The 15,641-nt window shown below is 39.4% G+C and carries 12 protein-coding genes and 1 pseudogene; 8 read left to right on the forward strand and 5 right to left on the reverse strand.

Going from position 1 to position 15,641, the window contains the following annotated elements; genetic code table 11:
* Nucleotides 1-500 precede the first annotated feature (500 nt).
* On the forward strand, nucleotides 501-1,649 hold the full coding sequence (locus tag V7L12_RS18760) for a DUF711 family protein (protein WP_335086471.1): 1,149 nt from the start codon (nucleotides 501-503) through the stop codon (nucleotides 1,647-1,649).
* Between the two features lie 2 nt (nucleotides 1,650-1,651).
* On the opposite strand, the gene V7L12_RS18765 is transcribed toward V7L12_RS18760, so the two are convergent.
* Complete coding sequence (locus V7L12_RS18765) at nucleotides 1,652-2,320, reverse strand: 2OG-Fe dioxygenase family protein (protein ID WP_334824309.1); 669 nt, start codon at nucleotides 2,318-2,320, stop codon at nucleotides 1,652-1,654.
* Between the two features lie 239 nt (nucleotides 2,321-2,559).
* Here V7L12_RS18765 and sfsA point away from each other — a divergent pair, with 239 nt between their 5' ends.
* On the forward strand, nucleotides 2,560-3,285 hold the full coding sequence (gene sfsA / locus V7L12_RS18770) for a DNA/RNA nuclease SfsA (RefSeq protein WP_334824360.1): 726 nt from the start codon (nucleotides 2,560-2,562) through the stop codon (nucleotides 3,283-3,285).
* Nucleotides 3,286-3,476: 191 nt separating this feature from the next.
* On the opposite strand, the gene V7L12_RS18775 is transcribed toward sfsA, so the two are convergent.
* Nucleotides 3,477-3,878, reverse strand: coding sequence for a fasciclin domain-containing protein (locus tag V7L12_RS18775; RefSeq protein WP_335086473.1), 402 nt, complete (start codon nucleotides 3,876-3,878; stop codon nucleotides 3,477-3,479).
* Nucleotides 3,879-4,480: 602 nt separating this feature from the next.
* Nucleotides 4,481-4,621, reverse strand: a complete 141-nt coding sequence (locus V7L12_RS18780; RefSeq protein WP_334824306.1) for a hypothetical protein — start codon at nucleotides 4,619-4,621, stop codon at nucleotides 4,481-4,483.
* Nucleotides 4,622-4,667: 46 nt separating this feature from the next.
* Between V7L12_RS18780 and modA the strand changes: the two genes are divergently transcribed.
* From modA to V7L12_RS18805, 5 genes and pseudogenes are all read left to right on the forward strand, one after another.
* On the forward strand, nucleotides 4,668-5,474 hold the full coding sequence (gene modA / locus V7L12_RS18785) for a molybdate ABC transporter substrate-binding protein (protein WP_335086474.1): 807 nt from the start codon (nucleotides 4,668-4,670) through the stop codon (nucleotides 5,472-5,474).
* 66 nt (nucleotides 5,475-5,540) lie between these two features.
* Entirely contained in the window at nucleotides 5,541-6,143 is a 603-nt protein-coding gene (locus V7L12_RS18790) for a DUF642 domain-containing protein (RefSeq protein WP_334824302.1), read from the forward strand.
* Between the two features lie 279 nt (nucleotides 6,144-6,422).
* Nucleotides 6,423-7,076, forward strand: a complete 654-nt coding sequence (locus V7L12_RS18795; RefSeq protein WP_335086475.1) for a DUF642 domain-containing protein — start codon at nucleotides 6,423-6,425, stop codon at nucleotides 7,074-7,076.
* Nucleotides 7,077-7,937: 861 nt separating this feature from the next.
* A pseudogene (locus tag V7L12_RS18800) lies at nucleotides 7,938-8,194 on the forward strand (iron chelate uptake ABC transporter family permease subunit); the annotation flags it as partial.
* Between the two features lie 344 nt (nucleotides 8,195-8,538).
* On the forward strand, nucleotides 8,539-9,354 hold the full coding sequence (locus V7L12_RS18805; RefSeq protein WP_335086477.1) for an ABC transporter ATP-binding protein: 816 nt from the start codon (nucleotides 8,539-8,541) through the stop codon (nucleotides 9,352-9,354).
* Nucleotides 9,355-9,673: 319 nt separating this feature from the next.
* Here V7L12_RS18805 and V7L12_RS18810 read toward each other — a convergent pair whose 3' ends face one another.
* Nucleotides 9,674-11,737 carry a YfbK domain-containing protein gene (locus V7L12_RS18810; protein ID WP_335086478.1) on the reverse strand — a complete coding sequence of 688 codons (2,064 nt, stop codon included), beginning with the start codon at nucleotides 11,735-11,737 and terminating at the stop codon, nucleotides 9,674-9,676.
* Between the two features lie 481 nt (nucleotides 11,738-12,218).
* Between V7L12_RS18810 and V7L12_RS18815 the strand changes: the two genes are divergently transcribed.
* The gene (locus V7L12_RS18815) at nucleotides 12,219-13,676 is read left to right on the forward strand and encodes an alpha-amylase (RefSeq protein WP_335086480.1); all 1,458 of its coding nucleotides are present in this window, start codon (nucleotides 12,219-12,221) and stop codon (nucleotides 13,674-13,676) included.
* Between the two features lie 563 nt (nucleotides 13,677-14,239).
* Here V7L12_RS18815 and V7L12_RS18820 read toward each other — a convergent pair.
* Complete coding sequence (locus V7L12_RS18820) at nucleotides 14,240-15,637, reverse strand: ATP-binding protein (RefSeq protein WP_335086482.1); 1,398 nt, start codon at nucleotides 15,635-15,637, stop codon at nucleotides 14,240-14,242.
* Between the last annotated feature and the right edge of the window lie 4 nt (nucleotides 15,638-15,641).

Genomic DNA, 15,641 nt, shown 5'->3' on the forward strand with positions numbered 1-15,641 from the left:
TATCAATTCTTGTAGTTCTGCGATCGCAGTTTGCTGATACTGGTTTATCATTGTTCCTTGTTTGACGCCTATATTCCTCCATATTATCTCGTAGCTTTTTTCAGAAATCAAATATGATTCCTATAGACCAAGCTCCTGCTCATATCAGTGGTGCAATTAATTGGCCTAAAAATATTATTCCCCTGCAACAAAGCCACCTCATTCCCCTGAACTTAATCCAATTGAAAGGATGACAGCAGTTTCTCAAAAAATCTCTCAAAAATGAACTTTTTTCTGGTTTGCAAGACTTACGCACTCGCATACAACAGTTGTTCGAGCAATTAACATTTGAGCAGGTAATGTCTATCTCCTCGTAGAACTTTATTTTAGAAGCTCTTTTCTATGCAGCTTCATATTAAATTGGTATAAGTTGTTATAAATGGAATTTATCCAATAGAATATTGTACACTTCCAGATTATAGAGTGAAGTTTAATTAAAATCTCACTAATTATTTATACCAATGAAAATTAGAACTATTACAACAGGTATATCAATTCAATCTCTAAAATATCAGGAAAAAATTAAGCGAGCTGCTGAGTTTAATCAGCAGGTGCAGATTTGGTTTGAAAAACAAGGATATAAAGTCCAAACAACTAGAATTGCTACTAATAGTTGGGAAGAATATCTACAAGGCTTGTCTAAAATCGAAATTATCAATGAAATTCAAGCTTTAGAACAACTTTGCCAAAGTTTGAATATCAGCTTTTTCAATATTGGTTATGCCAGCAAATCTGAAACTATAGATATAATTCCAGATATCAATAAAAATACATCAATTATTTATTGCTCTAGCAAAATTGGTGACAGGGAAAACGGTATAATTTTTGAGAATGCTAAGGAATCTGCCAAAGCTATTAAACGCATTTCTCAAGAAAGTGAAAATGGCTATGGTAACTTTCATTTTTGTGCATGGGCAAACTGCCAGCCAGATATCCCATTTTTTCCTACGGCATACCATACAGGCAATACATCTTTTGCTATAGGTTTAGAGTTAGGTGATTTGGTAATGCAAGCATTTTCACAAGCTAACAATATTCCTACAGCAGAGCAAAACCTGCAATTACTTTTAGAATTAGAATTAAATAAAATCGCAGTTATTGCTGAAAAAATCTCCGATAAATTTGCTGTTATATATAGAGGAATTGATACATCTCTAGCTCCATCTTTAGATAAAGAAAATAGTATTGCTTTTGCTTATGAAAAATTGATGAATGGCAAATTTGGGCATTCAGGAACTCTCGCAATTTCTGGGATGCTGACTCGCGTATTGAAAAATGTATCAGTAAAAATCTGTGGTTATTCTGGACTGATGCTTCCAGTTTGTGAAGATGTTGGACTAGCTACCAGAGCTAATGAACAAACATATAATATTACAAATTTATTATTATATTCAGCAGTTTGTGGCTGTGGACTGGATACAGTTCCGATTCCAGGTGATATCACAATAGAAAAAATTACAGCTTTATTAATTGATATGGCAACTTTAGCCATCAAGTTAGATAAACCACTATCAGCACGATTATTTCCAATTCCAAATAAAAAAGCTGGGGAAATGACTACATTCAATTCCCCATATCTCGTAGATTGTAAAATATTTACAGTTGACTAAAATTATTCTGAAAGCAAGCTGGGAGAAGTTAGCACAAAAACATCTCTACTTCCCTGAGCATCAATCTGTGGTTTGATAGGAGTGGTAAAGTGGAAAAAATCATGGTCATTAACCAATAAGAGTTCTCCCGGATTTAGAACTTTGCTAAACACAGGCTTTTCTTTTTTACCAGTATATAGATGTGTTTCTCCACCTTGAATATTATCTCTATCTACTGAAAATATACTAATAAAATCAGTACCATCTTGATGGATACCTTCAGGTGCTGGATTACCCAAATTATCTGCCGAACAAATAGTTCGAATTTGATGAACTCCGATTTCAGCTTCAGGATGAAGTTTACAAGAATCACTAAATGCTAAGACAAGATTCTTAAAAATATCAAGTTCTATGAGTGCATCTTCTAATTCTGCAAACTCTCTTTTTATGTCACCCACTAATGGATTGTAATCTTTACTTTGAAAGAGGTAGCCATGAGGTAATTTGATTAACTGATTTCCAGAAACTGTGAACCGAGATAATCTTCTGGAACGATAATTGCCTTTGATATAAGGGTCAATAGGCATATTACTAAAAAATGGCTTGAAACCTTCTGGATTGATTGAAGTTACTTTTCTTAGAGTAAAGAGAAAAGCATATTCTAATTCCGTTGATGTCCACACTTCTTGCATAGGATTTACCTCCTTGCACGTTGAAATTCTCCCAGATTTTTATGGGAGGCTTACAATACTTAGTATATGCTACTTTTTATTACTATGTTGTCAATTTAACTACAAAAATTGACAATCCATGATATATAAAGTTACTCAAATTCTGTTGCAGGGCGGAGTAGCTGCTGAAAAGATTTGCAGATATGGGTTTGGTGGGCAAAGAATCGACGTATATTTACAAACAGCAACAAGGTTCCATAATGATAGATTGGCTTTACCGTTACCCACCTTTGTATCCCGGTATTTTACTCAAGCGTTACAAGCGGTTTTTTGCTGACGTTCAACTTACTTCTGGCGAAATAGTGATAGCACACTGTCCCAATACAGGGCCAATGACTGGAGTATCGACACCTCTAAGTGCGGTACAGGTTTCCAAAAGCGATAATCTTAACCGCAAATTGGCTTATACCTTAGAACTAATTCAGGTACATGACAATGAGCCGACTTGGGTAGGCATAAATACTTTTTTGCCCAATCGGTTGGTAAAGCTAGCTTTGGCGAAACACCTTTTCCCGGAATTGGGCAACTACAGCCAAATCAAGGGCGAAGTGGTTTATGGGCTAGATAAAAAAAGTCGAGTGGATTTTTTCTTGACGGGGAGTGATGAGGAACGCCCGATTTATTTAGAAGTGAAAAATACAACTTTGTCTGAGGGGAGATTAGCCCTATTTCCTGACACGGAGACTACAAGAGGGCAAAAGCACTTGCGAGAACTAATGGCGCTGCTACCTTTGACTCGTGCGGTGATGCTTTACTTTATCAATCGGGGTGATTGTATCGAGTTCTCTCCTGGCGATCGCACAGATCCTGTATATGGTAAATTATTAAGGGATGCGATCGCTCTCGGTTTAGAAGTTTTACCTTGCCGTTTTGACATTTCCCCCGAAGGTATCCGTTATTTGGGTTTAGCAAAACTAAAAATTTGATTACAGCTAATTAAGAGAAACTAGCAATTGCAACGTTTCTACACGCATAAAACAATAAATCCATCTAGATTCTGTCTAGATGGATTTATTGGTAGTTGATGTTTACTAAAAAACATTCAACCAGACTGTAATGAAGAAACGACTATAGGTAGTCGCACCCCAGAAATAGCATTCGCTATTCTGACGTTTGGTTATGCAGGAATCAAAACTGTGTCAATGACATGGATGACACCGTTATCAGCAGCAACATCTGCTGTTGCAACTGTTGCATCATTAATCTTAACGCCATTAGAAGCGTCAATTTTTACATCTGAACCTTCAACTGTTTTAGCTGTCTTCAGCTTAACTACATCAGCAGCCAGTACTTTGCCTGAGACAACATGATAGGTCAAGATTTTCTTGAGTTTTGCAGGATCTTTCAGTAATGCGTCTACTGTACCTGCTGGAAGCTTGTTAAACGCTTCGTCAGTGGGTGCGAAGACGGTGAATGGCCCAGTACCTTTCAGTGTATCTACCAGACCAGCCGCTTGGATTGCTGCAACTAGTGTCTTGAAAGAACCATTGTTAGTGGCAGTGTCAATTATGTTGGCCATGTGTTTTACCTAATTCTGTGTAACTTGTTACAAATCTAAACTATTCGTTTAATAAAATCTATCTATCATTAGGCGTATGTTAAATATTTTTTTTTATTGGTATCATAAAAATTTGTATATATTTTTATACAAATAAAGAATTATATGTACATCGTCTAGGCGGATGAGTTATTAGCACTGCTGGATGCGCTCACGATTTTTTTTACGCAGTGCTAGAGGCGATCGCATCCAAAAATTGTCAAAGCAGTACTGAAAATACCAACAAAATTAGTTAAATAGATGATTAAAAGTATTTAGTTGGTATAAATAAAGCTTTAGATATTTAGGAGCGATCGGAAAATTTTATAGCATAATCCATTCTAGATAGACAAATCAAGGTTTTTAGAGAATTTAAATATACTTGGATTAGCTTTTTGTCAGGATTTATTGACCAAAAAAGTTGGTAAGAATCATATTTAACTGATATTATTGCATCACTAAATACATTTCACTCGCTGTTTGTGTAATTCCACTTGGAAATAACAAACGGGCCATTACACCAATGCTTTTAGCAATTGTGATTGCCTGGGCCGTTTATTTCCAGAATTTATGATGCGTAAGATTTACGCCAAAACCTTCTCTAACTCCCATTTATCTATATCCTCTACCTTCTGTGTGGTTGGTATTTCTGTTGCCTGTGCGTAAGTCAGGTATGTCAACAAAGAGACTTTTAGGTAATATTTTCCCCAAACTATGACTTTCATGAACAGAAGAAGACTTATCGCTTGGATTGCTACGGCAGTTACCAGCATGATGCTGGTAATAGGCTCTCAGTTTGTCAATTTCTCGCCAGCCAACTCTGCAACTACACTTAATGTGTATGCGGCTGTCAGCTTAACAAACGCGCTGAATGACATCAAGACTCAGTACCAAAGTGCTAACCCAAGCGTCAACGTTGTTTATACGTTTGGTGCTTCTGGTACTTTACTTAGTCAAATACAAGCAGGAGCTCCAGCAGATATTTTCATTTCTGCTGCCACCGATCAACTGGATGTCTTGCAGAATTCAAGCCCAAGCAAAATAGTAGCAGGTAGCCGTAAAAACGTTGTCAGAAACCGTCTAGTTTTGATAGCTCCGACGACAGCTCCTGTTAGTGCTGGTAGTGCAGCTCTGACTAGCTTCAATGGTTTAACCAACGCCAACATTACTGGTATTGCTATAGGTGATTACACAGGTACTCCGCCAGTTGTACCAGCAGGAAATTATGCCAAACAAGTTCTGACTAGCCGAGGTATTTTCACTACTGTTAGTCCTAAAACATACCTTGCTAGCAATGTTCGTAACGTCTTAACTGCTGTTGAAAATAAAACTCTTGTAGTTGGAGGCGTAAGTAAAACTATTGATGCAGGTGCCGTTTACAAAACTGATGCTGCAACTTCTACCAAGGTAAGAGTCGTAGAAACTGCTCTAACAACAGAGAGCGATCCGATTGTCTATCCACTGGGTATACTCACCAGAACTACAGTTTTATCGACAGCACAAAGTTTTTCTACCTACTTAAGTGGTGCTACTGCCCAGAATATCTTCAAAAATACTTACGGGTTTATCTTGCCTTAATCACCACAAAGAAAATCAATCAAGTACTAGCTGTCGTGAATTTTGAACTATTTGGAGTTATGTCTTGTGAAGTTCACTAAAAAACTCTCAATTATTTTTTGTAGTTTGACTACTGCTCTCCTTAATACTGCTGTGATTACCAATACTTATAAGTCAGCAGCACAAGCAGATGGATCAGAACGAATTATCAACGGGGGATTTGAAAACGATTCTCTTGTAGATCCGAATAATCCCAATGCTGCAAATCCTAATATTACAGGATGGATTAAAAATGGCGATCCGATGGATACATCAGGTACTAGGATTGACAATTTTGCTAACACTGGGAACCAAGGTTTATCGCTTGGTGGATTTTCCGCCTTGAGCTACATATCACAGAATGTCCCTACAGTCGTTAATCAATACTACCGACTTACTTTCTATTTAGGATCCACAGAGGAAGCGCCTGACCTAGATAATCAATTTCAGGCTTTTATACGTGAAAAGCCTGTTTGTACGAAAAAAAATACTTCTTACCAACCCTACACACAATACACGTTTTATTTTCAAGCCAAAGAAACATCCACCGAGATCAGGTTTGCTTCCAGAGCCAAGTATGCATTTTTATATTTGGATGATGTGAGTTTCAAATCTATAGATCAACTAGGGCAAAACTCTGTATGTGAGTGACGCTCCTGGGAGTGAATAAGCCACAGAGCGCCAGCTAACCCTCACTCTCTTAAAATTCCAAGCGATATCTGGCTCTATAGTCTTGAGAATGCCACTTAAATTCATCTGATTAAAAAACTCCATCATCGTTTTATCGAGAGATGAGCTATGGTGAATAACTAACTTTTATCAACTTGGATAAAGTGTTGATTTTTCTTGACACCAATTAGAGCCAGCATACAATGTAACTATCACCTTGTTTAAATTGCCGTAATTTGGAATTATTTGGAGTCAAGTTTTATGAACTTCACTAAAAAACTCTCAATTATTGTTTTTAGTTTTACTACTACCTTAATTAGCACTGCTGTAATTACTAATACTTCTAATGCAGCAGTACAAGCGGCAGAACTTGTTAAAAACGGAAGCTTTGAACTCGATCCCCTTGTAGATCCTAACAATCCCAACGTTACAAATCCGAATATTACAGACTGGACTAAGGCTGGCGATCCGATGGATATATCAGGGATAAGAATCAGCAATTTTCCTCAGCATAATAGTGGTAACCAGGGCTTATCACTTAGTGGATTTATAGACCTCAGCTACATATCACAGACGCTTTCTACACAACCTGGTCAGCAATACGAACTTAGTTACTATTTAGCATCTATAGATGAGGCCCCTGACCTTGATAATCAATTTCAGACATTTGTAGGTGGAAATAAGCTTTTTGATCAAAAAGACATTTCTTTTCAACCATACACGCAATATAAGTTCAATTTTACGGCAGATGCATTATCCACAGAGTTAAAGTTTGGGGATTGGGATAAATATGGATTCTTATACTTGGATAATGTGAGTGTAAAACCTGTGCCTGAGCCATCAACTATTGGAGGAATAGTTGTTACTGCTGGTTTATTGGGAATATGGCTGAAGAAAAAGAAAGCAATTAGCTAGAAAGAACAGCTCTTTTTTACCTTTTGGAAAAGAACAGATCATAAATCCCTCAAACTACTGTGCGGTAGTTATGAGGGATTTGGTCATCTTCTACTAAAAGTTATTCCCTGAATTGCACTAACTATTCATTTTTGTGTTACCTCAATCAAGTCAATTAGCCAAAAATATCAAGATTTGCGTCGAATGCTTGGTGAATACGAATTAATTGTAGATAGCGCAGAACCAGCTATAGAGAGACTTATAGACTATAATAATCAGAAACTATACTATTCGGTAAACAAAAAAATGCACACTCTAAAAAATCAGTTTATTGTGCTGCCGAAGGGAGAAGATATTGTTGATGTATATGTTGGAAAATTATGTAAAACAAGCGATATAGGTTGATTTCGAGAAACACGGCATAAATTCAATGTTGAATAAAAATTTATTGGTGACAAAGCTGATATTGGGGATAATACAATTACTACGCCACATAAAAAACCAAAAAAGTCAGATATTTTACAACTACAAAAGGAACAAAATAAACAACTATTTTCACGGAGAATTGGTGTTGAACACATGATATGTCAATTGAAAATATTCTGAGTAGCGAGTGAGAAATTTTGTTGATCTCGTTATCGCTATAATCAGGTAATAATGGCGGTATGTGGACTTGTCAGATTGCGACTTAATTGCTCATGGTTTTTATCTGTTAATACTTGAGTTTATCTGGGAAAAAGAAACTTTTATTTTTTCTATCTTTCCCTTGCTAACTGATAATTTAGCTCCAGTAATTCCCTCAAAGCCTTATTGTTGCGTCCACTAAGCGCTTGCGATCAGCTACGCTGGGCGGTTACGCCATCGCACTCGGTTAAAATCGCTTTATTACTATTAATTAGTGCAGCACTTTCTGGTGCAGCAGTAGCTGCTGCGGGTTCAATTGGATTTGTGGGATTAATTGCTCCCCATATTGCCCGTCAATTAGTAGGTGGAAATCATCAAGGTTTGATTCCAGTAGCAGGAATGATAGGAGCAATGATTTTGGTTTTCTCTGATTTTATCGGTAGAATTATTTTTGCTCCTATCGAAATTCCGGAATTGTTACTGCTGTGATTGGTGCCCCATATTTTATTTATTAATTAACAATCAAAAAAGTAAGACCTAACTCAGTATATTTCATACTAAGTAAGTAGAGAAAAATTCTTTTTTAGGTGTAGCATTAATAAAAGCGAATAGTGTGATATATCATGTCCCGGTAATTAGTTATGATTCCCATAGTTATTGCACCCTACACGCCAGTTGCTCATGGGGTTTCCCCTGTTACCGCGCTGGCTCCCCTTAATCCCTATCTACTTGCGGGAAGGGGAGACAAAGCGCTGCTTTAGCGGGGTGGGGTTCTTTGGGTTTAATTAAGTAATCAAACGGACATGATACTACATACTTACAAAATCATCAAAATATTCTCTTAAATTTAATTATGTCAATGTCATTATTGAACGATAATCTACATTACCAAATGTCAGCGAAGAATTTGACTTTGGGTTATGATAATATAAACATTATTAAGCATTTAGATTTAGATATACCACCAGGAAAAATAACTGCTTTAGTTGGTGCAAATGGCTGTGGTAAATCCACTTTATTACGGGGTTTAGCAAGATTATTAAAACCTCGTGTTGGCACAATTTATTTAGATACAACAGATGTCTTTAAGCTATCAACAAAAGATGTTGCTAAAAAATTAGGAATTCTTACTCAAGGCCCCGTTGCACCAGAAGGATTAACCGTTCGAGATTTGGTAGCTTATGGAAGGTTTCCTTATCAAAACTGGTTGCAGCAGTGGACAAAAGAAGATGAAAAATTAGTAGAACTTGCATTAGAAATTACTGGGATTAAATACTTGGCAGAACGCGAGTTAGATACTCTTTCTGGTGGACAGCGACAACGTGCTTGGATTGCAATGGCATTAGCTCAAAATACGGATATTTTATTGTTAGATGAACCAACTACTTTTTTAGATTTGGCGCACCAAATAGAAGTTTTAGATTTATTGTATGATTTGAACCAAAACCAGCAACGAACGATTGTCATGGTGTTACATGATTTGAATCACGCCTGTCGTTATGCTGATTATTTAATAGCGGTGAAAGAAGGTCAAATTTTTGCTGTTGGCGAACCTAATTTGGTGATCACTGAGAAGATGGTAAGGGAGGTGTTTGGATTGGAATGTCGGATTATCCCAGACCCGGTTTCCGGTACACCGATGTGTATACCAGTAGGAAGAAAGGGGAGAAAATAGAAACAAATAAAAACCTTACATGGCACAATACAGTTCAGTTAAACATTTCTTCTTTCTCGTCTTGGAGAGTAGGGAATAAGTTTTTTGACTAGCAGTGATGAAAAAACATCCCGCAAATATGCAATGCTCTCTTCTGAAATTAAATTGCTATATTGATTGCAGATATCTAATACAGTGGAGAGCGATCGCTCTTTTGATGCGGATTGTGAATATCTCCAAGATATTACAGCGGTTTTCAAGTAATTGAACTACACCACTCCCTACTCCTCGTCTCAGTTGTGGTCTCAATAATTGAAAAATGCTGTAAAAGCAATCTAAATCATTTTCTTGTAATCAACCCTCTAGATTGCTCCACTAGGCGAATAAACTCACCCCGATAGCCCTCCTGGTCTTCCCCCTTTCCTTGGGTTGCCAATTTCATCACCAAATCATAACTAGCATCCCCCTTATACTCAGAGTCACGCAGCACCATCCCAAAGGTAGCTACCGCAGCAGCAAATCTCAGGTTTGTGGAGGGTATCTGGTCGGTTCTCAAATCATCATCTTGGATGGTTTGGGTAATTAGTTGACTGGTACTGTCCTGGGGCAACTTATAGCGCAGTTTCACCTGCATCAACTCATTACCAGCAGCATCCGAGACAGTTTCACCAGAACGCTGATACCTTAAAGGGTCTATCTCTGGTAATTTCACATCGCTTTTTGTGCCAGTGGGAATTATTTCATAAAGCGCTGTCACAGAATGACCAGCCCCAATATCCCCTGCATCTTTCTTGTCGTCATTGAAATCCTGGTTTTGCAGCAGGCGGTTTTCGTAACCAATCAAGCGATATGCCTGAACTTTCGCCGGATTAAACTCCACCTGAATTTTCACATCCTTGGCAATAGTAAACAGAGTTCCCCTGAGATCGTTAACTAAAACCTTTTTGGCTTCCAATAGGGTATCGATGTAAGCGTAGTTGCCGTTACCCTTATCAGCCAGTTGCTCCATTTTTCCATCCTTATAATTGCCGGTACCAAATCCCAATACCGTCAGAAAAATTCCCTGATCTCGCTTTTGTTCAATTAATCGCGTCAGGTCGCCATCACTGGAAACCCCGACATTAAAATCTCCATCGGTAGCTAAAATTACTCTGTTATTACCAGACTTGAGGAAGCTTTGTTTGGCTATCTTGTAAGCTAATTCAATACCCTGTCCGCCAGCAGTCGAGCCTCCAGCCTCTAAGCGGTCAATCGCCGCTAGAATTGTTGATTTTTGACTACCAGGAGTAGCAGGTAAAACCAATCCAGCATTCCCAGCATAGACTACCAAACTTACCCGGTCTTCAGGACGCAGTTTGTTCACCAGCAATTTGAGTGACTGTTGCACCAAGGGTAATTTGTTTGGGTCATCCATAGAACCGGAGACATCAATCAGAAATACTAGGTTGCTAGGTGGTAAGGTTTTGCTTTCTAGGCGTTTACCTTGCAAACCCACCTGTACCAGCTTGTGTTGAGGATTCCAGGGAGCAGCAGCAACTTCAGTGGTGACGGAAAAAGGGCGTTCGCCTTTTGGTTGGGGATAATTGTAGGTAAAATAATTGATCAATTCCTCAATTCGCACTGCATCCTTGGGTGGTAATTCCCCTTGAGTAATAAACTGTCGCACGTTGCTGTAAGATGCTGTATCTACATCAATGGAAAAGGTGGAAAGAGGGTCATTACTAACGCGATGAAAAGGATTATCTTCAATCCGGTTGTAGTTTTCTGTATTGAATCTGTTATCTGTTTGTGGTTCCGGGGCAACCCTTCCAATACTGCCACGAGTTTGGAGTTTAGGCATATTTGCACGGTTAACAACTCGATCCTGCACAGATGAGCCAGACGGAATACTAAGGGGTAGGGCTGTGGGTAAAGGTTGAGTCTTTCGGGTAGACTCAGTTTGAGTCCGTTCTCTGGTAGTCGAAGTGATGGGACTACGAGCTTCCAATTCATCTATCGGACTTTTTAAGGTTGCTAACTCTGGTGCAAATTCTGACTGCAAGCGTTGCAGAATTTTTATATCTGCTGGGGTAACGCTCTTGGGATCGGTGGCTATTAGCTCATTGCTGCGATTCACGCAGGCATTCAAGACTGTGGCAAACTCAGTCCGGGTTACAGGAAGAGTGCCAAAGTTTTGGACGGGGACGACACAACTATACTGTTGTACCAATGCCTGGAGTGCTTGGTAGTCAGGGTGATTGGGTAGAATGGAAGTTTTTGGAGTAGAACTGGCAGGAGTCTGATTGGCTGGAACTGCAACTGTAGCAGACTGACGTAAAACGGCAATTCCTACCGAGGGTATCAATAAAAACAATATTACAATACTGACTCGCTGCCACATTTTGGATGGAATCGGGTAAGACATGACTAAATCCTTACACTAAATTTTTTCTGTCACATTTGACTATTTACCCAGAATAGTCTTGAGCAGCTTGGGATTTGATAACCGTTTCAGTTTTGGTAACTGTAACTTATACAACATGAACCATTCCCGTCTAGCATTAGGGAATATAACAGTGTTTGTTAGTATCGGCTCAATAATCCGGGTTAAGTAATTACTCAGTCGCTCAACTCCAGATACTCATTTGTGACAAAGTTGACGTGAAGTTTGGTGAAGTTGTATTAGTTGTAGTTAAGAAACATCATAAATCGGGAAACCACTAACCTTATCAATGCAAATCAGCAATTATCCCGTCCCAGTAATTCGTAATTGTTCTTTGTGAAGTCGTCATTGAAACCTAAATAAAATCGGGTGAAGTGAGGATGTGTGACAAAAGTAACATATCCTAGCATCAGAGATTTCTGACAGAAATCTGTAAAATCAAAGATTCTACAAAGGCGATCGCATGACCAACGGCGTAATAATGCAGTATTACCATTGGTACATCTCCAATGATGGTACGTTATGGGACAAGCTGGATAAAACAGCCAATGAGCTAGCTGATGCAGGCTTCACTGCCTTATGGCTGCCGCCAGCTTATAAGGGCAGTGGTGGAACATGGGATGTTGGATACGCAGTCTACGATTTGTTTGATTTGGGTGAGTTCGATCAAAAAAATACTGTTCGGACAAAATATGGAACACGCGAGCAATACTTAAGGGCGATTAAAACGGCACAGCGTGTAGGTATTCAAATCTATGCCGATGTGGTCTTCAACCACAAAGATGGTGGGGATGAAATAGAACGCATCTTTGCCCAAGAAATGGATTGGAATGACCGCAACCGTGCAGTCAGCCATTGGTACGAAATTGCAGCTTATACAAAGTTCAATTTTTCTGGTCGTGGAGATAAGTACTCTAGTATGAAATGGTATTGGTGGTGCTTTGATTCATTATCATATAACGCAGATACCCAAAATGTAGACAAGCTCTACCGCCTTAAAGATAAACATTTTGAGACGGAAGTTAGCCACGAACACGCCAACTACGATTATTTAATGGCCAACGACCTGGATACAGGTAATGACCTCGTCCACGGTGAGTTAATGTATTGGGGGCGTTGGTTTGTTGACACCACAGGTGTAGATGGCTTTCGCATTGACGCTGTTAAACATATCCGCTCCACTTTTTTCCGTGATTGGTTAAATCACCTGCGAGTTCATTTTGGTGGACGGGAACTGTTTAGCGTTGGCGAGTACTGGTCTCAAGATATCGATGCCTTACACGGTTATATTGCCTCTAGTGATGGGCGTTTGTCGTTATTTGATGTGCCTCTACATTTCAAGTTTCACCAAGCTAGTCGCCAGGGTAGTAGTTTCGATCTGCGATCGATTTTTGATAGAACCCTAGTTAAAGAACAACCTGCCCTAGCTGTTACCTTTGTCGAAAACCATGATACCCAACCTTGTCAATCCCTAGAGTCGCCTGTTGAACCTTGGTTTAAGCCCTTAGCCTATGCATTAATCTTACTGCGCCGAGAAGGCTATCCTTGCGTTTTCTATGCAGATTATTATGGGGCACAATATCAAGATAAAGGATGTGATAATACCCTTTACTCTCACCGTTTCTTGATTGACAAGTTCTTGAAGGCGCGTAGAGAATACGGTTTTGGCGACCAGCATGATTATTTTGACCATCCCAATACTATCGGTTGGACGCGCTTGGGTAATAGGGAACATCCGGGTGCAATGGCTGTAGTGCTGACCAATAGCGCACCAGGGAACAAGTGGATGAATATGTTCCGACCTAATCAGGAATTTTACGATGCCACGGGACATATAAACGATATCATTCACACCAATAACGACGGATGGGGAAATTTCCCATGTCCAGGTGGTTCAATATCGGTCTGGCTGCAAAAATAGTTTGAATAGAAAACTAAGGTAAAAGAGGTAGAAAGTAAGGAGTTTTTTCCCCTATTTATCTCTTTTACAATAGTATTCAACGTAGAATGGAGCAAAATTTTCTACAGGATTACGGAATTGCAATGACATCGCTTGAAGTCATAATCATCGGAACACAAACTGACTGCATTCACTGAACTTTTTGCTTGACCAACTCCAAGCAAGAAATCTGAAAACAGCCAAATAACTAAAGCTATTAAGGAGATAAATTAACATGAGCGAGAATAATAACTCACAATCCAAAACAAAAAAACAACCTCCTAATAATGGAAGACCAACAAAAACTGAATTCATTAACTCCGAACAACAGCCCAAAACACCAAAACTATCAGATATTAATTGATTAGGAGTAATCCCAATACTACTCGGTTAAGAAAATTTGTAGGTTGGGTTGAATGGAGTGAAATCCAACAAAGCCCTGAAAATGTTGGGTATAAGAAACTAGAAGTCTAACAGAAATATTCACTTGCTGCTATATTTTGGGAACCATTGGTTCCCATTTTTTTCATCTCTAATCCCATCGCTTATTGATTCAATAAGGGCAAGCAAATAGTGAAACAAGTTTTGCCTGGCTGCGACTCAAATGAAAGTGTACCGTGATGGCGATTTTCTACAATCCGGCGAACGGTTTCTAAACCGAGTCCTGAACCATGCCCCACTGATTTGGTGGTGAAAAAAGGTTCAAAAATGCGGGTTTTAATTTCAGGTGGAATTCCACTGCCAGAATCGATGATGTCAATATGGGCATAGCGATCGCAATGGTGTGTTGTAATTTCTAGCAGTCCTTTACCATCCATTGCATCAATGGCGTTGTCAATTAAGTTCGTCCACACTTGATTGAGTTCACTGCCATAGGCAAGAATTTTCGGAATATGCTGATCGTAATTGCGTTGCACTTGCACACCGCATTTGAGTTTATGAGCAAACAAGCGCAAGGTATCTTCTAAACCTTGATGTATATTTACTTCTTGCTGAGTGCCTTGATCGAGGTAAGAATAAGACTTCATCGCTTGCACAAGTTCGGAAATCCTTTCAGATCCTCGCAAACCATGTTTAATCATCGACATGACTTCAAAGGAAAGCGCTAGCCAGTGCAATCCCATTTCTCGCAATTCCGTGTTGTCGTTGCGCCAACGTTCCATGAGTTGCTCTAGGGTTTCAACCTCAACACCACCTTCGGCTAAAGGTTCTGCTAATTTCCATGCTTGGTTTACACCATAGTCTTCTAACCATTCCAGCAATATGGCTTCGCGATCGCTTAGTGTCACCGGATCTAGGCGATTATTCAAAATCGCATCATAGCCTAGATCGCGTACTCTCAACCAGTGTTGAGTATGGGCTTCCTCAACATTGCGTTGCCCATAAACTAAGTTCATTCGTTGTAACTCTAGGATGGCGGCTGGCATTTCTTTTAAAGTCCGAACCAGGGCTGCGGCTGGGTTGTTGAGTTCATGAGCTAGACCGGCGGCAAGTGTCCCTAAAGCTGCCATCTTTTCCCGGCCACGAATGAAAGACTCTAGCCCCCGGACACGACGTTGCATAATTCGGAAGACCATCCGCTCAAAATCACGACATTCATGCAGCAGTTTACGGAAGTCTTCTCCCTTCATTTCATAGAGGTGGCAATTTGTGAATGCCCGCATTGTCACAGGTGCAGGTTCATCTGTGAGTACTGGAATTTCACCAAAAAAGGATGGGGCTTCGTGTTGCCCGATGGGAATTTCCACTCCTTCACTGCGGCGGGTGATGTTGATTTTTCCTTTGACTAAGATAAATAAGCGACATACAGGGTCTCCCTCATGGGACAACACCTCTGTGGCAGAAAGTTCAACTGTTTGAGTGCGATCGCAAACCCACTGCAATCGCTCTTTAGGAAGTTGTTGAAATGGGTCTAAGTTGATTAATTCCTCAACACATAACATCAAT

Origin of the sequence: Nostoc sp., from assembly GCF_036918245.1 — a bacterium.
Lineage (GTDB): Bacteria > Cyanobacteriota > Cyanobacteriia > Cyanobacteriales > Nostocaceae > Nostoc.